We start from the raw sequence: 19,709 nt of genomic DNA on the forward strand, positions 1-19,709 counted from the left end.
GACTAAAATGCGCTTTTTTATTTTACTGATTACTGTTGTGCTGGGTGCTTTATTCTACACCCTCTTCGATCAGCTGCAGAAGGGTTTTTCGGATGTAGAGACGAGACTGGAAAACGGCACGATGGTGAACCTGAATGAGAAGAACCCGGGCAGTCTTATTAAGACATTGCTGATCAAAGGTTATTATTTTGAGGATAAAAAAGACATTGCACTCATTGAAAAAGCAGTGACAGAGGGCGCTAAATCCTTTACTTCAATCGATAATATTGGGGAGCTGAATAAGCGCCGTTTTTTTGTTGAGGCAGATTATGCCTTCAGCAATGGTGGCCAGAATTTTAAAAAGCGCGTAAGTGATTCCCGGGCTTTACTGGGTTATACCGGGGATGATTCCCTGAGGTTCAAACAGGAAAGGAAGAACCCTCCTGCACTGGATGCTGCGACCGACCTGAAAATGGGCAGCCATAGCATCAGCGGAAAGATCATCAACAGCAAGGAGCAACCGGTGTCGGGCGTACTGGTGAAACTGCAGATGATCCTGCCCCAAGACAGTGCTTATGCGGAAGATGAAGATGCTTATATGGAAGGCGACAGCCGGATCAAAAAAAGAAATTTAACAGCCTATGTGCGAACAGGAACAGACGGAGCATATGCTTTCCAAAACCTGCCGGACGACAAGGCTTTTTCGGTATTGCCCTTACAACCGGGATTCCAGTTTGGCAGGTCGCAGGGTGTACAGGAACTGAGCAGCGATGCCAATTTTACGTTTAAGCAAAGTCCACATACCATCAGGTTATTTTCTGCACGGGATTTTAAGATTCTTAAAAAGGAAAAATCACTGATTGTACGTACTCCTGAAGAATACAACAAATGGTTTGGCATTATTGTGCTCAGCTTTTTTGCGGGCTTCTTCCTGCTTCAGCTGTTGATGAACTTTAAATTTCCTCAGGCCGACCAGCTGATCCTTCCGGTGGTGATGCTCATGACGGGATTGTCGTTCATCACCTTACTGAGTTTACAGGATCCATTGAGGGATCGTTTCCTCGCCCGCGATTCGCTGGTCTTTTTTGGAATGGGGATTTTGGGAATCGCCATCATGCTGTTCATCAATTTCCGGAAGCTGACTGTAGATTCACGTTTCTACCGGATGTTTGTGCTGAGGCCGCAAGTCAACGCCAAAGCAAATGGCTGGCAATGGGCAGCACTGGCGCTAGGCTTACTGGCATTGACGATTGTTTTCGGTAGCGGACCAGAGGGCAGCGGTGTTAAAGTGAACCTCTTCGGCGTACAGCCGAGTGAGATTGTTAAATATGGTATTATTTTATTTCTGGCAGGCTTCTTTGCTACCAATGAGCGCTTCATCACAGAATACAGAAGCTGGCAGAAACGCTGGTATTTCTTTTCATTTGCATTGATCGCCATGGGCATTGCGATCCTGATGTACCTGATGCTCGGCGATCTGGGTCCGGCAATGGTGGTGTGTTTTACTTTCATCATCCTGTTTTCGTTTTCGCGCGGGGATTTTATGATGATGCTGATCGCCATCCTGACCTATACCTTAACCGTATGGTTCCTGAACATCTGGATTGCCTCTTTGATTACGGTTGTGCTGGTGACCTTGATCATGTTTTTTAATAAAAAACAGACCAGTGAATCGGCCATTATGGTGATCATGATCATCGCAGGATTTTTGCTGATAGACCAGATTCCCTACCTGGACAAGCTGATCCCCGGACCGGTGAACAGGCTGACGGAACGGAAGTCGATCTGGCAGGATCCCTGGAACAATGAAGTTTACGGAGGAGACCAGGTAGCCAATGGCATCTGGGCCATGTCTAGCGGCGGCATCAGCGGACAAGGTGTGGGTGAAGGTTTTGCCAAGACCATCCCTGAGGCGCATACCGACATGATCCTCCCTGCGATAGGCGAGGAATTTGGCTGGGCCGGTATTGTAGGCATTTTTATACTGTTCCTGGTCTTCCTGAACCGCGCGATTGTTATAGGCCGGCAATCGGGCACGCCATTCTTATTTTACCTCTGTGCCGGTATAGGGATCAGTATGTTTGTGCAGTTCCTGCTCATTGCAGGAGGCTCAACTGGTGCATTGCCATTATCGGGGGTAGCTTTACCTTTTATCAGCTATGGGGGATCTTCGCTCGTAGCGAATATGCTGGCCGCAGGCATCCTGATGTCCGTATCACTGGTGAGGGGCTCCAAACTGCAAATGGAATTCATCACCAAACAGCAGGATAAAAACCTGGTGCCGGCATTGTTGTCGGCCAGTGTAGCAGTAGTTTTGTTGACGGTGACGGTATCAAAATACATTGCCAATAATAAAAAATGGGTGGTACAGCCTTCCCTTGTGGCCGACCGCAGTGGTGTGAGGATGTTCAGCTATAACCCACGTATTGCCATATTGATGAATAAGCTGGAGGCCGGACAACTTTACGACCGGAAAGGCCGCCTCCTGGCGACCAGTAATCCGGATTTTGTAAGAAAACAAAAGAACACGTTACGGGCCTCCGGAGTAGATTACAACCTGGATTCAGCCGTACATAAACGTGTAGACAGGTATTATCCTTTTGAAGAGCAGGCTTTTTTCTGGACTGGAGATGCCAATACAGGGGTATTCAACGGAAGTACAAACGGTTACTTTGCGGAATATGAACACGCGGCTGAACTTAGGGGTTTCCACACACCAACGACTTCATTCAACACCAAAGCAAGTAAATACCAGGAAGACCGTTTCCTGCCACGCGGTGTGAAAGAAATGACGGTAAGCAAAAGGGATTATTCTGCCCTTGCACCTTTGCTCCTTTCAGGCATCAACAGCAGTGATGTACAGGCTTTTAAGAAGCGCAACAGGGACGTAAAACTGACGATAGATGCAAGGTTACAGTCGACCATACAACATACGATGATGCAGGATGACTCCTTGAAGAAAAGCCGGGTATCGGTGGTGATCATGGAAGACAATACTGGAGATGTATTGACTTCCGCTGTTTATCCGCTTCCGCCGGTAAAGGACTGGGAACAACTGACCATGACCGCTGCTGAACAAAATAAACTTTCGGGCTGGATGACCACCAGTGACCTTGGCTTTACCTACGCTACACAACCGGGATCAACAGCGAAACTGGCGACGACGATGGCTTCCTTTAATAAACTGGGACTGGCCGCAGCAAAGCAAACCTACCCGGTATACATGAACGAAAGGATCAGGACAAAGGGCATTGAGCCGGATGAAACAGGTATCATTACACTGGAAAAAGCAGTAGTGAAATCCAATAACGTCTATTTCATTAAACTGGCCAACCAGCAGCACCTGCAAGAGGAAATGGCCGATGTCTATTTGAAAACAGGTATGTTTTTAAGGGGTGTTGGCGGCTATTATTATGACCATCCTCAAAACAATGAGAAACAAGAAGAGAAATGGAAGGAGCTCTGGCGGCGGACGGAGTTTAAGACTAAGCCTGCATATGATCCAGCCAGGATCAGGCGTACACGTGCGAAGGGCATTTCAGGCATGTCGTGGGGACAAGGCGAGCTGATTGCCAGTCCTGCTTCCGTAGCCAGGATGGTTTCTGGGATTGCAAACAAAGGAACAATCATCAACAACCGTTATGTATTGAAGATCAGTGATTCTGCGACTGCTGTAAATCCAGGCATCAAGTTGGCAAATGATCCGCATTATGCAGCACTCATGACAGATTACATGCTAAAGCAAAGTGCCGGAAAAACCTGGACATTGGGGATTACCGTAGCGGGAAAAACAGGAACGCCGGAAAGGATCTGGAAGGGTGAACGTATAAATGATGGCTGGTATACTTTTTTTGTGCCGAAGCAAAGTGGGCCGGGGCACGTAGTGGTTTGTATCCGTATTGAAAAAACCAAGGGATCAAGTAAGGCGGTTTTATTGGCCGGACAACATGTGGTACCTGCCCTCTTAAAACTAGGGTATATTAAAGATTTTAAAACTGTGCTTGCAAAAGCCACTAAAACTGAAGAATGATGTTTAATTTATTTAATAAAAACACCCCCGAAAAACCTCAGGATGTAAAAGCCATCAGGGAAGCCCTGATTGTTTTCATCAAGCAGGAAATGCAGAAAATGGAAGGTGGTGAAGGAAAACACATTAAAGGATTTCAACTCTTCATCGCTTGTCCGCCGGTAGAACGCTACATGTATGAATCAGCAGTCTTCATGGAAGAGGAAGGCAGGTTTAAAAATGAACTGCAGCGCATCGCGGATGATTTTGCCATTGACCTGCCGGAGAACTGGAAAATGGAGATCTTATTTGCGGATGAGTTGCCTCCGGAAGCGATTAAAGTACCTCAGCTGGATGCTGCGCTTTACATCAAAACACCCGAGCATGCGGTAGTTCAGAAATCAGGGACTGCTTACATCAGGGTATTGAACGGGGAAGCTGAACAGCCGGAATATACACTTTCATCCTCGTCGGGAAGGGTGAATATAGGCAGAGAACGGCACGCCAAAGACGGTGAAGGTTTCATCAGGGAAAACAACATCGCTTTTCCCAGTGAAAGTACTAATGAGGGTAATAAATACATCAGCAGGCAACATGCGCATATAGAGTGGAACAATGACGCCGGTTCTTTTATGCTCTTTGCAGATGACGGAGGTGTGCCCCCACGCAACAAGGTGAAGATCAGGTCTGTGGGCGACCATAACCCGGTGAAGCTTACCTTTACCGAACTGGGCCATGCCCTGCAGGAAGGTGATCAGATCATCCTGGGAGAATCAGCTGTACTGGTGTTCAGCTATACCAAAGATCAACACTAAATTTGCATTTCATTGAAAATTGAATTATAATAAACGACAATGGCTAAAGTATTTACAATAACAGAAGGACTGGAGAACATGGGTGCGCTGAGCACCGGCGGGCAAGGCTCTGTTTATAAGGGCAAAAGGATGGGCGCCATTCTTTCTGCCGTAAAGCTCTTGCCTACGCCCATACATGCTGAAAATGCGGAGGACAAGAATTTCCGGGACTTTCAGAACGAGGTAGAAAAGCTCAAGAAAGTGAATGAGCAACCTTGTCCGAACGTGGTGAAAATCCTGAATTCAGGCTTGACGGAAAGTGGCTCTCTTCCATTTATTGAAATGGAATACATAGAAGGACCTGACCTGGAAGATTTATTGAAACCACCGCATCCACCGGTATTTACCATACGTGAAGCCATTAAATTGGCGGATCACCTTGCGAATGCCCTATCTCATTGCCATAAAGTGGGTGTGAAACATGGTGACATCAAAAGCAATAACGTAAAGTACAATAAAGATACAGGAAATTATGTGCTGCTAGACTTTGGTCTGGCAGTGATGTCGGATGAACAGCGCAGATCCAGTTTACGCCATGCCGGTGCAGTAGAGTTTATGGCGCCGGAGCAGCACAATGGGGAGATGATTTTCCAATCGGACATTTACAGCTATGGCATCATTCTTTATGAACTGCTGGCAGGTTCTGTGCCTTTCCCTTTGATCAATAAAACGGAGACCTCACGTAATATGGTGATGTTGTCTCATATTGAAAAGCAATTGCCCGATGTGATAGAACTCCGCAGCAACCACCTTCCGGTAAACTGGGATGAGGACAAAAGGACACGGGAGATGAAAGTCCCTACCTGGCTCCTGCTCATCCTTTCTAAATGCCTGGAGAAAAATCCGGAACATAGGTTTGCCAATGGGATGGAACTGTACGAAGCGATCTGCAGCAACAATGAAGGGATGCTGAGCAATGAGGAGGTAGCCCTTGCTGTGAATGATCTGCAAAATGAAAATGAGAAGCTGCGCAACCAGCTGAACAATTATAAACGGCTGGCAAAACCGAAGATTTTGGCAGTAGCAGGAGTTCTACTATTCGCTATACTGGCATTATTTGCCATTAATTCTACATTTGATAAGAAAGGCGAGACAGGAAGCGTTAAGGATAGCATTGCCGATAGCATAAGGGCCGATAGCCTCAAAACCGTAGCACAACCTATACAGCCTCAAAACAATCCGGATAATAGCGAAACCGACCAGGGTAAAAAGGACAAAGAGAAAAAAAAAAACAAAAAAACAAAAGACGGATTAGTTGATGATGTACCGTATTTTTAAACAATAATTTTAACAACACATTATGAGCAAAGTATTTACCATAACAGAAGGATTAGAAAACATGGGTGCATTGCGTACCGGTGGACAAGGCTCTGTTTACAAAGGTAAGCGAATGGGGGCAATCATCACGGCGGTTAAAATTCTGCCTACTCCAATTCACACAGAAAATACGGAGGATAGAAGCTTCAGGAATTTCAAGAATGAGGTGGAGAAATTGAAAAAGGTAAATGAAATACCTAATCCTAATGTAGTTAAAATACTCAATTCCGGACTTACTGAAAGTGGTTCATTTCCCTTCATTGAAATGCAGTACATTGAAGGCCCTGACCTGGAAGAGTTGCTGAAAGAACCTCATGCACCTATTTTCACGATCCGGGAAACCATTAAGCTGGCAGATCAACTGGCCAATGCCCTGGCACATTGCCATAGGGTTGGTGTGAAGCATGGTGACATCAAAAGCAACAATGTAAAGTTCAATACCGATACGGGAAACTATATTCTGCTGGATTTTGGTCTGGCCATCATGTCTGACGAGCAGCGACGTAGCAGTGTGAGACATGCCGGAGCAGTTGAATTTATGGCTCCCGAGCAACACGATGGAGAGATGTTTTTCCAGACTGACGTGTACAGCTATGGTGTAATCCTTTATGAATTGCTCGCCGGAATAGTACCTTTTCCACTCAACAATAAGGGTGAAACCTCGAGAAATCAAGTGATGCTCGCACACATGGAAAAACCAGTGCCCGATCTGCTGGTACAGCGCAGGAACCATTTGCCTGAAAACTGGCCGGATACCATTAAAGCCAGGGAGATGAATGTGCCCTCATGGTTATTACGCATCATTGAAAAATGTCTGGAGAAAGACCCTGAAAAACGCTTTGCAAACGGACAAGAACTGCAGGAAGCATTTACGCACCATAGTACGGAACAGATACAGGCTGTTCCTGTAGCCGCAGCTGTGCAGCAAGTGGTACCTGAGCCTCAGGCGAACCCCGACACCATAGCCGTTGCAAAACCCTTGTTCTACGTAATGGTGCTTTGCCTGGTAGCGCTGGCGATGTTTGCAGTTTACTCGGCATTCCTGAACAATGCCGACCGGAAGCAGATCGTTTATGCAGATACACCAGCGGTAAGCCATCAGGATACTACTGCTGTTGTGGAAAATAATATCCCATTAGACACTACTACAATAAAACCCATCATCGTAGATACCGCAGTACAGCAAACAAATGTGGACAGTCTGCAGAAAGAATTTGAGCGCCAGATCGGCACAGCAGATAAGCCGGTGATACCTGTGCAGAAGCCAACCGCCGATCCGGTTGTGTTCAGTGATGGAAAAAAATACCAGCTTCCGAAGGGGACATTGAACTTCTATGAAATCCCCGATGCCTCTGCCCCTAAAAAATCTATTTTTGGCCTATGGACAAATGCCAAGTTTAAGCAGGTAGATGAGCAGAATGGTTTTATATACGTGACGCATACCAATAATGATGGGGAAATAACCAAAGGATGGTTAAAAATAGCAGACCTGAAAGAAGTCCAGTAAAACCTGTTGAATGTAATGAAAATTGCTCTTGATCGTCGTTTCCCTTTACTGAACACGGGTCGTGAAAAGACCTTGTTTATTCTGATGTGTGCGATTTTCAGCTTTTTCTTCATCTACACATTCGTACCATTTAATTTCAACACCTGGTATGATATGGACAGAATGTCGCTATTAAATATCATTATAGCATTTTCTCTTTCTGCAGGATTAACACTTGTGTTTACACAATTTTGTCTCCGAAAGTGGTTTCACCTGAACGTATTTAGCTGTGGCCAGTATTTCTTGTGGTTCATAGGTGAAATTATGTTTCTTTCTGTGATCACAACTTTTATCGACTGGCTCCTCAATAATCATCCTGCCATTTCTGTAGATTATTACCTGCTGACCTTCAAGTACACATTACTGATTGCCATCATTCCTTATGTGCTTGGTTTACTGATCTTATTTGCTGCACAACAGTACCAACTGGCGAGCAGCCTTTCGATGAAGATCAAAGCAAACGTTTCTTCCCTTGAGGCATTACCTATCGAAGATGAAAAAGGGAAACTGATCCTCAGCCTTCAGCCACAGAACATTCTTTTTTTCAAATCAGAAGACAATTACGTAGATGTTTATTACCTCATCGGCAATACGGTAAAAAGAGAGCTGATACGGACTACACTCAAGAAGATAGAAGAAAAATGTCAACATCATGATTTGATCCGAATACACCGATCATATACCATTAATGCAAGGAACATCTCCACTTCAAAAAAGACAGTAAAAGGATATATCCTGCAATTCGACCATATCCCTGAATTGGAAATTCCTGTCTCTGCTTCTCATCAAAAACAGTTTGAGCAATACCTGAGCAACCAAGCTCAGTCCATTCACCCCATTATAGACTAGTTTCGTCCCAAACACCCTTTTTTCAATGGATGCCAGGCTTTTTGCAATCTATATTGCATTAACCAAATAAAACCATACATGAAAAAACTGCTACTCTTATTTATATTAAATTGTTGCATCTGGACGGCGTTAGATGCACAAGTGATCAGAGGCATTATTAAAAATAGTGCGACACGGGAGCCGGCACATGCGGTGTCTGTTCGCCTTAAAAATTCCTCCGAAGGAACTTACTCCGATGACAGGGGTCGTTTCCAACTGAGCACTAAAAGGAAATTGCCGATTACACTTTTGATTTCTTCTATAGGTTACGAGCCGAAAGAAGTAGAAGTATTACAGTTCAATACACCAATTGAAATCAGTCTCGACCCAGGTGCTATACTTGGACAAGAAGTGGTAGTTTCTGCCAGCAGGGTGGTACAAAAGAAATTATCGTCGCCAGTTACCATAGAACAGATCAGCAGTAAAGAAATCAGCAATTCGCCGCAGCTCAATTATATGGACATGATCCAGGGTTTGCGGGGTGTGGATGTGACGGTTTCGAGTATTGGCTTTACCAGTATCTCTACCAGAGGATTCAATACCAGTGGGAATACCAACTTTACGCAGATTGTTGATGGAATGGACAACCAGGCTCCGGGATTGAACTTCCCCCTAGGATCAGCTATCAGTCTGACGCAACTTGATGTAGACAACATCGAAGTGCTCTCAGGCGCTTCCTCAGCGTTGTATGGTTCGAGGGGACTGAATGGGACTATGGTGATGACCGGAAAAGATCCTTTTAAATATCAGGGGCTGAGTGTACTGGTGACACAGGGTGTAAACCATGTGAACAATAAGAACAATGGTGATCCGGTAGCTCCTTCCCCATATTACGACTGGGCAATCCGGTATGCAAAAAAGGTAAATGACAGACTGGCTTTTAAGGTCAACTCCCAATATACCCAAGCTAAAGATTGGGTAGCCAATGACTCTACCAACAAAAGCGGACCAGGCTCCAGGTTTACAGATCCCAATTACAATGGAGTGAATTTTTATGGCGGTGCTACTTCTACTGACATCAATCCATTCCTGGAAGGCGCTTTGGCAGGAGAACCGGCGCTGGCTCCAATAATAGAACCCCTGCTGGCCAAGCCAAACTATGTAGCCAGGACAGGTTACCCTGAGTTCGGTTATCTGGACAATAAAGCCCGCCTGTTTAAAATCAACGCAGAGCTGAGGTATAAACTCAATGCTAAAGTAGAAGCGATCATGTCGGGCACCTATGGAACCGGTAACATCGTATACACGAATGACACCAGGTACCAGTTGAAGGATTTCAAGGTTGGCCAGTACAGGTTGGAACTGAAAAGCGACAACTGGTTTGTGCGCACCTACACGACACAAGAAAATTCAGGCAGGACTGTAATTGCCGGACCAACAGCACAGTACATCAACGAATCCTGGAAAACGAGCTATGATGGAGGTACCGGTGGCTGGTATCCTGAATATACAGCGGGCTTACTCAATGCACTGGCAAATGGCTCGAGTTTAACAGATGCACACCTCGCTGCAAGGGCATTCGCAGATCAGGGACGTGCAGAATTGGGGAGTCCGAGGTTTAACCAGCTTAAAGACAGCATTACCAATACACCCATCTCTGAAGGCGGAACACTATTCCTTGACCGCAGTAAGCTATACAACGCTGAGGCCCAATATAACTTTAGTGACATGGTGAAATTCATGAGTGTCATTGCAGGAGTAAACTGGAGACTGTATAGTCTGAACAGTAAAAACACACTGTTTCCGGACAAAGACAAACCGATCAACGTAAAAGAGTACAGTGCATATGTACAACTGGGCAAACGACTCGCAGCGGATAAACTGAATCTGAACGCCTCATTCAGGTATGATAAGAATACTTTGTTCTCCTCGCCTAAAGTTACTTCCCGGGCGTCGGCTGTATACGAACCGGTGAAAGAGAATTTCATCAGGTTTTCTTACCAGAACGCTTACAGTTTCCCATCCAATATACAAGCTTTGCAGAATACCATGAGTGGCTACAACAGCTTCTCATCAGGAGGCTCTTCGCTCCTGCTGAACGACAACTACCAATTTGATAAATATCCTCCCTATACACTGGAAAGTGTGTCAGCCTACCAGCAATCGAATGATCCGACAAAGCTGACGCGCTTTGAATACAATGACATTAAACCGCAGTCGGTCAATGCCTTTGAACTGGGCTATGCTGCACTGATCGGAAAAAGGGTATTATTTGATGTACTTGGCTATTATTCAACCTGGAAAAACTTCATCGGTTATGCAAATGTGGCGAATACTCCCGGCACCAATGATGTAACCGCTTTTAAAGACCATAGTACTTACATTCAATACAACATTGCGTTTAACGGCGGACAAATGGTAAACACCTATGGCTATGCAGCCAGTGTGAGCGTGGATTTATCCCATAACTTCTTGGCTAAGGTCAACTATTTTTCAGACCACATTAAAAACAAGAACAACAGTCAGATCAATAACTTTAATACCCCGAAATACCATATCAATATGGAATTTGGTAACAGCGGCTTTGGTAAAAAACAAGAATGGTCTTTTGGTACTACATTGAGGTATAAACCAGGCTATTACTATGTGGTATCCGGCGGACTGGCCGCAGGAAGGGTACCTACATCAGCAGTAATTGATGCACAGCTGAGCTACAAGCTGATTAAAGCCCGTTCAGGAATCAGGCTGGGTGCAACCAACATCACGAACAAATACTACTCTACCGGCGTTGCCAATCCTAATATCGGAGCAGTTTACTACGTAACCTATGCTTACAACATTCTTTAAATACAAAACACACACAATGAAAAACCTGTTATACACCGCTCTTATTCTGATCGCAAGCATGTCATTGTCCTGTACCCAAAAGGAACAGGGCAATAACGATGCTTTCAAAACTAAACTTAGCTTCAATCCGGGTGAGGAAACTAAGATAGCCGAAGCATTCCTGTCGATGAAGGACAGCACACTCATTTTGCTGAAGGCAGGCACCTATAAATTTGACAACCTGAGCATTGCCCAGGTAAAGCACATTAAAATTCAGGGTGAAGGGCATGACAAGACCATACTGGATTTTACGTCGCAAAGCCAGGGTGGTGAAGGCATTCGGGTGACAGATGTAATAGGCTTTACTATTGATGCCATGACCATCAAAGACTCCAAGGGTGACCTGCTTAAAATAAACAAGAGCAGGGATGTGACGGTGACCAACCTGCATGCAGTATGGAGCAAGGCTGATTCAACCAGCGGGGGCTATGCCATTTACCCGGTGATGTGCAAAAATGTACTGATAGAGAACTGCTATACAGAAGGATCTTCGGATGCCGGCATTTATGTAGGCCAGACGGATAGTGCCATTGTGAGGAAATGTAAAGCGGCAAAGAATGTAGCAGGGTGTGAAATTGAGAACACTTCGAATGCACAGGTATACGATAATGAGTTTTATAACAACACTGCAGGCTTCCTGATTTTTGATCTGCCGGACTTATCGAAGAGAGGCGGACATGTAAAAGTGTACAACAACTATATCCACGACAACAACTTCAGGAATTTTGCGAAGGCCGGAAGTTTTGGTACCACATGGGGTGTAGGAAATGCTTCACCGGGTAGCGGGGTGATCATTCTGGCAGCTTCAGATATTGACATCCACGACAACCGCATCATCAACAACAATTCTTCGTCTATCACCATAGCTTCCGGATTTGTAGTAGATGAAAAGGCAGCAGAAAAAATAAACCCCAATTACTTTCCCATTCCCAAAAATGTAAAGATCCACAACAATACCATAGAGATGGGTCCGGCATTTCCTGCACCTGCATATGAACACCGCATGGGAAAATTACTGATTTCTATAGAACAAAGGTTAAATGCTGTAGATCCCTCAAGAAAAAACAAGCGCATTCCATTGATCATGTACGATGGGATTTCGACCAATATCCTGACAAAGGGAACCGGCATCAATCCGGATGGCATCTGCATCAGTCAGAAAGGAGAAAACACCTTTGTAAATGCTGATTTTCTGAACCTCTCTAATCCGGAGCAGTGGAAACCGAATACCAATATTAGCCCATACAACTGCAAGTAATCCATGCGAAAAACATATCTACTAGCCGTTCTGCTTATTTTTACTACCGGGGTTTCTATTTTAAGTCAGCAAGGCTGTACCAGTAAAGAAGCCGGAAACACTTCAGACGGTTCCTTTGAGTTCAAAGGGAAACTTTCGGAATATGGATTTTTTAAAGGCAAGCTTTCATCTCTTGATCCTAAAGATGGGATATTGCCCTATGAACTGAATACCCCCTTATTTACTGATTATGCAGTGAAGGACCGTTTCATTGTATTGCCAAAGGGAAAAACGATGAGATATACCGCTCAGGGAGTGCTGGACTTTCCTAATTCTACCATCATCATTAAGAATTTTGCGTATACCAATGCGCAGCATAAAAAGGTGATGATAGAAACGCGGTTGCTGGTAAAAGACGCTAAGGACAAAAGCTGGAAAGTGATGAACTACCTGTGGAATAAAGAACAGACTGATGCGACCAAACACATTACTGGCGCTAAAATCCCCATTACCCTGCTCGATAATGAAGGTCAGCAACTCACTACCAATTATCAGGTGCCCAACACTAATGATTGCAAACGCTGCCATATTAGAGACGGAGAGCTGATCCCTATCGGTCCGAAAGTCAGGAATCTGAACCTAACTCTGGCTGGCAGCAAACAAAGCCAACTGGAAGAATGGGCAGCAAGAGGTGCTTTGGCAGGAATGCCGACATCGGGAAAAATGGCTCAGCTTCCAAACTGGACTGATGCGAAACACTATACGCTGGATCAGCGTGCAAGGGCGTACCTGGATATCAATTGTGCACACTGTCATACCAAAGGCGGCGATGCTTATAATACCGGCTTGTTTCTGGAATACGAGCAAACAGATCCAAATCATTTGGGAATGCACAAAGCTCCGGTATCAGCGGGAGGCGGTGCCGGCGGACTCGATTATGACGTTATACCTGGGGATGCGCTGCACTCGATCCTGGTTTACAGGATGAACAGTACTGAACCTGGAACGGCAATGCCGGAGCTGGCCCGTACTGTGATCCATAAAGAAGGCGTGCAGCTGATACGCGACTGGGTAAACAGCCTATCAAATAAGCCTTAACTTCTGAGGTGCCAGCCTTTTGGTTTAGTAAAAGCCCGGAGTCCCTGATGTGACAAAGTAGCCCCGATGCCAGAATGTTTACGACCGCTCCATGGAAGTCCGGCACTGACCCGATCGCAGCAGTTCCAGTATCCCGTACCGGAGTCTATCTGAGAAAGGATGTGTCGGGCCCGTTCCATATTCTCAGAATAGACAGCAGAAGTAAGACCATAAGGAGTATCCTGCATGAGCTTCAACGCTTCCTGATCATCCTTTACCTTCATAATGCCTATGATCGGACCAAAGCTTTCTTCCTGCATGACTTTCATGCTGTGGTTTACGTTGGTGAGGACTGTGGGTTCAAAATAATTGCCTTTATGGTCGATGGCTTTCCCTCCCGTCTCTAATGTCGCATCTTTCAGCAGCGCATCTTTGACCTGGTTTTCCAGCAGACTGAGTTGCTCTTTGCGGGTTAAAGCACCGATGTAAACACCATCTTCTGTAGGCGAACCTATTTTCCAGGATTTAACTTCTTTTACAAAAGCATCTACATATGCATCATATACCTTTTCATGAACGTAAATGCGTTCTACAGAGCAGCAGCTTTGTCCGTTGTTGTAAAATGCCCCATCGGCTGTTCCCGCAGCTATGCCTGCAATATCCTTTACATCATCGGTTACGTACAAAGGATCTTTACCACCAAGCTCCAGTTGACATGGCACCATCTTAGGTGCCACGCGTTCGTATATGTATTTCCCGGTCTGGTAGGATCCGGTGAAAAAGTACCCGTCAAAATTCATGTACAACAAGTGTTCGCCAGTCTCTTTAGCACCAATGGCAACCTTAAAGACATCATCAGGCACTCCTGCCTTTTTCAGCAGTTTTTCAATTTCAAGACCGGTAAGTGTGGCATATTCCGAAGGCTTGTACATGACCGCATTACCAGCCAGTAAAGCGGGTATGAAAACATTTACCCCAACCAGGTAAGGATAATTCCAGGCTGATATGTTACATATGACACCCAAAGGCTCATAAGAGATCAGCTCTTTCAGATCAGGGCCATTGACTACCGTTTCATCAGAAAGGTATTGCACAGCGTGATCCAGCATCCAGCGGATCCTCGCCCTTGCGCCATTGATCTCATTTCTGGATTGCTGCAAAGGCTTGCCGACTTCCGAAGTCAACACTGAGGCGAGTTGTTCCTTTTCTTCATCCAGTAATTGATAAAATTTCTCCAAGACTGCAATTCGCTCATCCAGACTTCTGGATGCCCATGCGACCTGTCCGGACTTAAGCAACAGGTATTTATGTGCCAGCGACTTGCTGTCGTCTTCATTGACTGTCGTAATCATTTCTGCTGAAGCAGGGTTTACTATGTTCATCATTTATGGTCTTTGACTTCCTTAATAAATTGTTCTTTGATCTTTTGAGAAAGCGGATTTTGCTCCTTCTCTTTCATACGCTCAGGATGCCATTGCACGCAAAGCATGAAGGCCTTTCCTGTTTTGTCTTTAAATTCTAATCCTTCGATGGTCCGGTCAGGGGTATTTGAATAGGCACTGACCATGAGGTTGTCTCCCAACTGATCAGGCTTTACAGACTGGTGGTGTGCACTGTTTACCGAGCCTTTAGTGAGGCCGGTTATGGTGTGTAGCAAGCTTTGTTTGTCGATAGAGACCTCGTGTACTTTATCCTCTGTCCCTTTCTTGTGCAGTTGATTGGCCGCCTCTCCATTGTCTTCAAGAACAGAACCGCCTTCGAGTATATTTACGTATTGCATGCCCCTGCAAATCCCCAGCAAAGGAATTTTCGCTGTTTGTGCATGAGCATAAATCTTACCCTCAAACTCATCCCTTTCAGGAAGGAATTCATCGGGTTTATGAGGATACTCTTCAGCTCCTCCATATATAGCCGGCACAACATCAATTCCGCCGGTGAGCACAAAACCATCACAAGCTGTAATATCTTCAGTATTGTTTTTCTCAAATGAAAGCTCTACCAATTCAATTTCTTCGCCAAGGTCTTCCGGGGTAAACCAGTTCCAGTAATTATGAAAATTAGCTTCACTAAAGCTGATGCCTATTTTTTTCTTCATCGGTCTCTTAAGATCAAAAATTAAAGTGCCTTTAAATATAGCTGCTTAAAATCTTCCCTGCTCACTGGTTTAGGATTATTTGGATGTGCAAAATCTGCAAAAGCCAGATCTGAAAGCGTCTCTATGTGTGCTTCTTTTACACCTATATCACTTAAATGATGCGAAATATTGACCTGGGTATTCAAATCGAAAAGGTATTTTACCACTGCCTCACCAGTTTCTTCTTTCAGATCAAGCGTCCGGGCAATGCGACGAAACCGGTCTTCAAACCCTGCGATATTGAATTCCATTCCATAAGGCAGGTTTACCGCATTGGCCAGTCCATGATGTGTATCTAATAAAGAAGAAAGCGGATGCGCCAGTGAATGTACCACACCCAATCCTTTTTGGAAAGCAATGGCACCCATCATAGAAGCCATCAGCATTTTGCTTCTGCTTTCTAAATCCGGTTTATTGGTGGCCTGCACCAATGAGTCTTTGATCAGTGATATGCCTTCCAGTGCAATCCCGTCACATAGCGGATGTGGGTTTTTGGCAAGAAATGCCTCCATATTGTGCGTAAGGGCGTCCATACCCGTGGCTGCAGTTATGAATGGAGGAAGATCCATGGTCAGCACCGGATCAGCAAACACGATCTTTGCCATCAGCTTTGGAGAGAAAAGGATTTTCTTCTGGTGGGTTTCATCATCGGCAATGATTGCGCTTCTGCCGACTTCACTCCCCGTACCTGAGGTGGTAGGGATGGTGATGAAATGAGGAACATCATTGGTTACGTGAACATCTCCTCCAATGAGGTCATCGTACTTGAACAGGTCTTCACGGTGGTTGACACGCAATACAATTGCACGGGCGACATCAAGTGCCGCACCCCCGCCGATACCGATGATGCTGTCTCTCGATGTGCCATCCCAAAGATCTGAACCTTTATACACATCGCTTTTAACCGGGTTTTTATGGATGTCGCTGAAAACCTCTACCGATAACTGATGCTGCTCAAGGTCTGCCACAATTGCCTTAAAAAAAGGGAGCGTAGCGATGGTAGGATCAGTGACGATCATAGGCCGATTTAATCCATGCTGCTTTAAATAAGCCGGTAATTCTTTAATTGCTCCCGCTCCAAACCGGATGGTTGTGGGAAAATTATACTGATAAACTTTATCAAATGTCATATCGTTTTATTCGCTTAAATAATTTCAAAGTACCTTTTAAACTCCCAGTCGGTAACCACCTTAGCATATTGCCGCCACTCCCATTCCCTTGTGAGGGTAAAATGCTCGACAAAGGCTTCACCAAACAGTTCTTTGGCTACAGCGGAACTCTTCATGCGCTGGGTCGCTTCATGAAGATTTCCAGGCAACACCCCGTTTGAGGTATCGCGGTAGCCATTGCCTTCAGTAGCGGCCTTTTCCAGCTTCATGTTGTTTCTAATGCCATACAATCCCGCAGCCAGGCAGGCTGATAATGCCAGGTAAGGATTGGTATCGGAGCCGACAACCCTGGTTTCCAGTCTGGTGGCTTTGGGATTGCCAGGCAATGCCCGCAGCGCTACGGTACGGTTATCTATTCCCCAGGTTAATGTAGTTGGTGCCCATGCCCCCTCTACTAAACGTTTATAGCTGTTGATGGTCGGAGCGATCATGGGCAAAATGTGCGGCAAACAATGAAGTTGTCCAGCAATATAGCTTTTCATCAGGCTGCTCATTTGACGATCATCTGCTTCATCATAGAAGAGGTTGTTTTTTGTATCTGCATCCCATAAGCTCTGATGAACATGTCCGCTACAACCTGGCAGATTTTCATTGATCTTGGCCATGAAAGTGGCCATCACTCCATGTTTATAGGCAATTTCCTTTACAGCTGTTTTAAATAATACTGCCTGATCAGCAGCTTGTAAAACAGGCGCGTATTTAATAGCTGCCTCATATACTCCCGGACCGGTTTCCGTATGCAGTCCTTCTATGGGTACCCCGAACTTACAGAGCTGATCAAATAAATCACTCATGTATTCATTTTTCAGGCTGCTGCGTAAAATGGAATATCCGAACATTCCCGGACTCAGGGGAGTTAAGTTCTGAAAGTTTTTCTGATGTGCAGTTTCGGGGGTCTCTACAAAATTGAACCATTCAAATTCCTGTGAAAAGTAAGGAAAGAAGCCAGCCTGTTGCGTGTCTGACAATACTTTCCTGAGCAATTGCCTGGGACAAACTACACCTGCTTTATCCTGCTCATCAATAAAATCTCCAAGAAAGAAAGGGATGTCATTTTCCCAGGGAATTGTGCGAAAGGTTTCCAGATCCAGTTTGACCAAAGCGTCAGGATAGCCTGTATGCCATCCGGTAAACTTCACATTGTCATAGGCTACATCATTCATGTCCCAGCCAAAGGTTACATCACAAAAGCCCAGTCGGCCGGCAGCTACAGAAGAAAACTTCTCAGCTGAAATGTATTTGCCGCGCAGTACGCCGTCGATATCCGTGACCGCCACTTTGACTTTACCTGAAGGGTGGTGCTTTACATATTCTAAAATTTCTTGTGTGGTCATGAATCAGATCTTTTAAAAATTCTATACAACAAAAAGGTGATCAGCAAAATAGAGAAATAGATCAGCCCGAGTTTTAGGTTAAAAATAAGCATTGCAATGATAGATACAGTCGCAATGATCAATGAGATAATGGGAAATGCAGGATAAAAAGGCACACGAAATGGCCTTGGCAAATCCGGCTCCCGCTTTCTCAGTATCATGATCGAGATCATGGAAATGATGTATAATGTGAGTGCACCGAAAACAGATACAATGATGATCTCGGAAGTCTTTCCGGATAAGAGGGCCAGTATACCGATGACCATATTGCCAATCAGTGCATTTGCGGGTGTATGAAAACGCGGGGAAATCTTACCTAAAAACGACGGTACGTTGTGTACACGTCCCATCTCGTAAGTAGAGCGGCCAGCGGCAAGAATCAATCCGTGAAAAGAAGCCACCAATCCGAACAGACCTACGGTAATGAGCAAGTGATACATGAGGTGGCTGTCGCCTGTTATTTTGGCCAGGGCAAGTGGCAGCGGGGAATCTGAGGTTTCACCACCCACGCCATTTTTATAGACGATGGCTTCCCAACCGGCAATCCCCGTCGCTGTAAAAAAGATCAGGATACATAAAATTGCCAGTGTAAATATGGCCCATCCGAAGCCTTTACTGATGTCTCTCTGGGGATTCTTAGTTTCTTCTGCTACATTGGCAATCCCTTCTATTCCCAGAAAGAACCAGATGGCAAAAGGTATAGCACCGAACACGCCAGTCCAGCCATTCGGCCAGGCATTGTGTACCATATTTGACATTTCAAATCTCGGTACTGCAATGCCGGAGAATAGGAGCAATTCGCCGACGGCAAATACCGTAACGATGACTTCAAATGAAGCTGCTGCCTTTACACCGTAGACATTGAGTGCCGTGAATATAAAATAGATCGCTATTGCACTGGTCAGGATAGGCACCTGCGGGAAGAAGGCATTGAAATAGGCGCCAATAGCAAAGGCAATTGCCGGTGGCGCCAGTATGAATTCAACAATTTGGGCAATACCGGCTATAAAACCGATATTTTGCCCCATTGCTTTGTTTGCATAATCAAATACCCCTCCTGCTTTAGGAATGGCGCAGGCAAGCTCTGCATAGCTGAATGTAAATGTGATGTACATCAGCATGATGGTCAACGTCGCGACAGCCATGCCGCCTGTACCCCCTTTTTCCAGTCCGAGATTCCAACCAAAATACATGCCTGAAATAACGTACCCTACTCCAAGCCCCCACAACATAAAGGGAGTTAGTGTTTTCTTTAAACCCTTGTTTTGTGTCATTTGATTAGCGTTGTTACATGATTATAAAT

13 protein-coding genes are annotated in these 19,709 nt (G+C 45.1%); 8 read left to right on the plus strand and 5 right to left on the minus strand.

Annotation, left to right across the window (positions count from 1 at the left end; translation table 11 throughout):
• Nucleotides 1-7 precede the first annotated feature (7 nt).
• From FA047_RS06840 to FA047_RS06875, 8 genes are all read left to right on the plus strand, one after another.
• Nucleotides 8-4,009, plus strand: coding sequence for an FtsW/RodA/SpoVE family cell cycle protein (locus FA047_RS06840; protein WP_225872666.1), 4,002 nt, complete (start codon nt 8-10; stop codon nt 4,007-4,009).
• Complete coding sequence (locus FA047_RS06845) at nt 4,006-4,800, plus strand: FHA domain-containing protein (RefSeq protein ID WP_225872667.1); 795 nt, start codon at nt 4,006-4,008, stop codon at nt 4,798-4,800. The genes FA047_RS06840 and FA047_RS06845 overlap by 4 nt, the downstream gene beginning before the upstream one ends.
• 39 nt (nt 4,801-4,839) lie before the next feature.
• Nucleotides 4,840-6,117, plus strand: coding sequence for a serine/threonine protein kinase (locus FA047_RS06850; protein ID WP_136835255.1), 1,278 nt, complete (start codon nt 4,840-4,842; stop codon nt 6,115-6,117).
• A gap of 22 nt (nt 6,118-6,139) precedes the next feature.
• A complete protein-coding gene (locus FA047_RS06855; protein ID WP_136835256.1) occupies nt 6,140-7,663 on the plus strand; it encodes a serine/threonine protein kinase in 1,524 nt (507 codons plus the stop codon).
• 15 nt (nt 7,664-7,678) lie between these two features.
• Complete coding sequence (locus FA047_RS06860) at nt 7,679-8,551, plus strand: LytTR family DNA-binding domain-containing protein (RefSeq protein WP_136835257.1); 873 nt, start codon at nt 7,679-7,681, stop codon at nt 8,549-8,551.
• Between the two features lie 78 nt (nt 8,552-8,629).
• A complete protein-coding gene (locus FA047_RS06865) occupies nt 8,630-11,377 on the plus strand; it encodes a TonB-dependent receptor (RefSeq protein WP_136835258.1) in 2,748 nt (915 codons plus the stop codon).
• A gap of 16 nt (nt 11,378-11,393) precedes the next feature.
• Entirely contained in the window at nt 11,394-12,674 is a 1,281-nt protein-coding gene (locus FA047_RS06870) for a parallel beta-helix domain-containing protein (protein ID WP_169304344.1), read from the plus strand.
• A gap of 3 nt (nt 12,675-12,677) precedes the next feature.
• Nucleotides 12,678-13,751 carry an SO2930 family diheme c-type cytochrome gene (locus tag FA047_RS06875; RefSeq protein ID WP_136835260.1) on the plus strand — a complete coding sequence of 358 codons (1,074 nt, stop codon included), beginning with the start codon at nt 12,678-12,680 and terminating at the stop codon, nt 13,749-13,751.
• Here the strand turns inward: FA047_RS06875 and FA047_RS06880 are convergent.
• From FA047_RS06880 to eat, 5 genes are read right to left on the minus strand one after another with little or no spacing between them, the layout of a single operon-like run.
• Nucleotides 13,748-15,115, minus strand: coding sequence for an aldehyde dehydrogenase family protein (locus FA047_RS06880; RefSeq protein ID WP_225872668.1), 1,368 nt, complete (start codon nt 15,113-15,115; stop codon nt 13,748-13,750). The genes FA047_RS06875 and FA047_RS06880 overlap by 4 nt on opposite strands.
• Nucleotides 15,112-15,825 (minus strand): gamma-glutamyl-gamma-aminobutyrate hydrolase family protein, encoded by a 714-nt coding sequence (locus tag FA047_RS06885; protein ID WP_136835261.1) that lies wholly within the window; start codon nt 15,823-15,825, stop codon nt 15,112-15,114. Before FA047_RS06885 ends, FA047_RS06880 begins: the two co-directional genes overlap by 4 nt.
• Before the next feature lie 20 nt (nt 15,826-15,845).
• On the minus strand, nt 15,846-16,994 hold the full coding sequence (locus tag FA047_RS06890) for an iron-containing alcohol dehydrogenase (RefSeq protein WP_136835262.1): 1,149 nt from the start codon (nt 16,992-16,994) through the stop codon (nt 15,846-15,848).
• Nucleotides 16,995-17,008: 14 nt separating this feature from the next.
• Nucleotides 17,009-18,367 (minus strand): glutamine synthetase family protein, encoded by a 1,359-nt coding sequence (locus FA047_RS06895; RefSeq protein ID WP_136835263.1) that lies wholly within the window; start codon nt 18,365-18,367, stop codon nt 17,009-17,011.
• A complete protein-coding gene (gene eat, locus FA047_RS06900; protein WP_136835264.1) occupies nt 18,364-19,680 on the minus strand; it encodes an ethanolamine permease in 1,317 nt (438 codons plus the stop codon). The genes FA047_RS06895 and eat overlap by 4 nt, the downstream gene beginning before the upstream one ends.
• Between the last annotated feature and the right edge of the window lie 29 nt (nt 19,681-19,709).

It is taken from the genome of Pedobacter frigoris (genome assembly GCF_005116445.1).
GTDB classification, from domain to species: Bacteria; Bacteroidota; Bacteroidia; order Sphingobacteriales; family Sphingobacteriaceae; genus Pedobacter; species Pedobacter frigoris.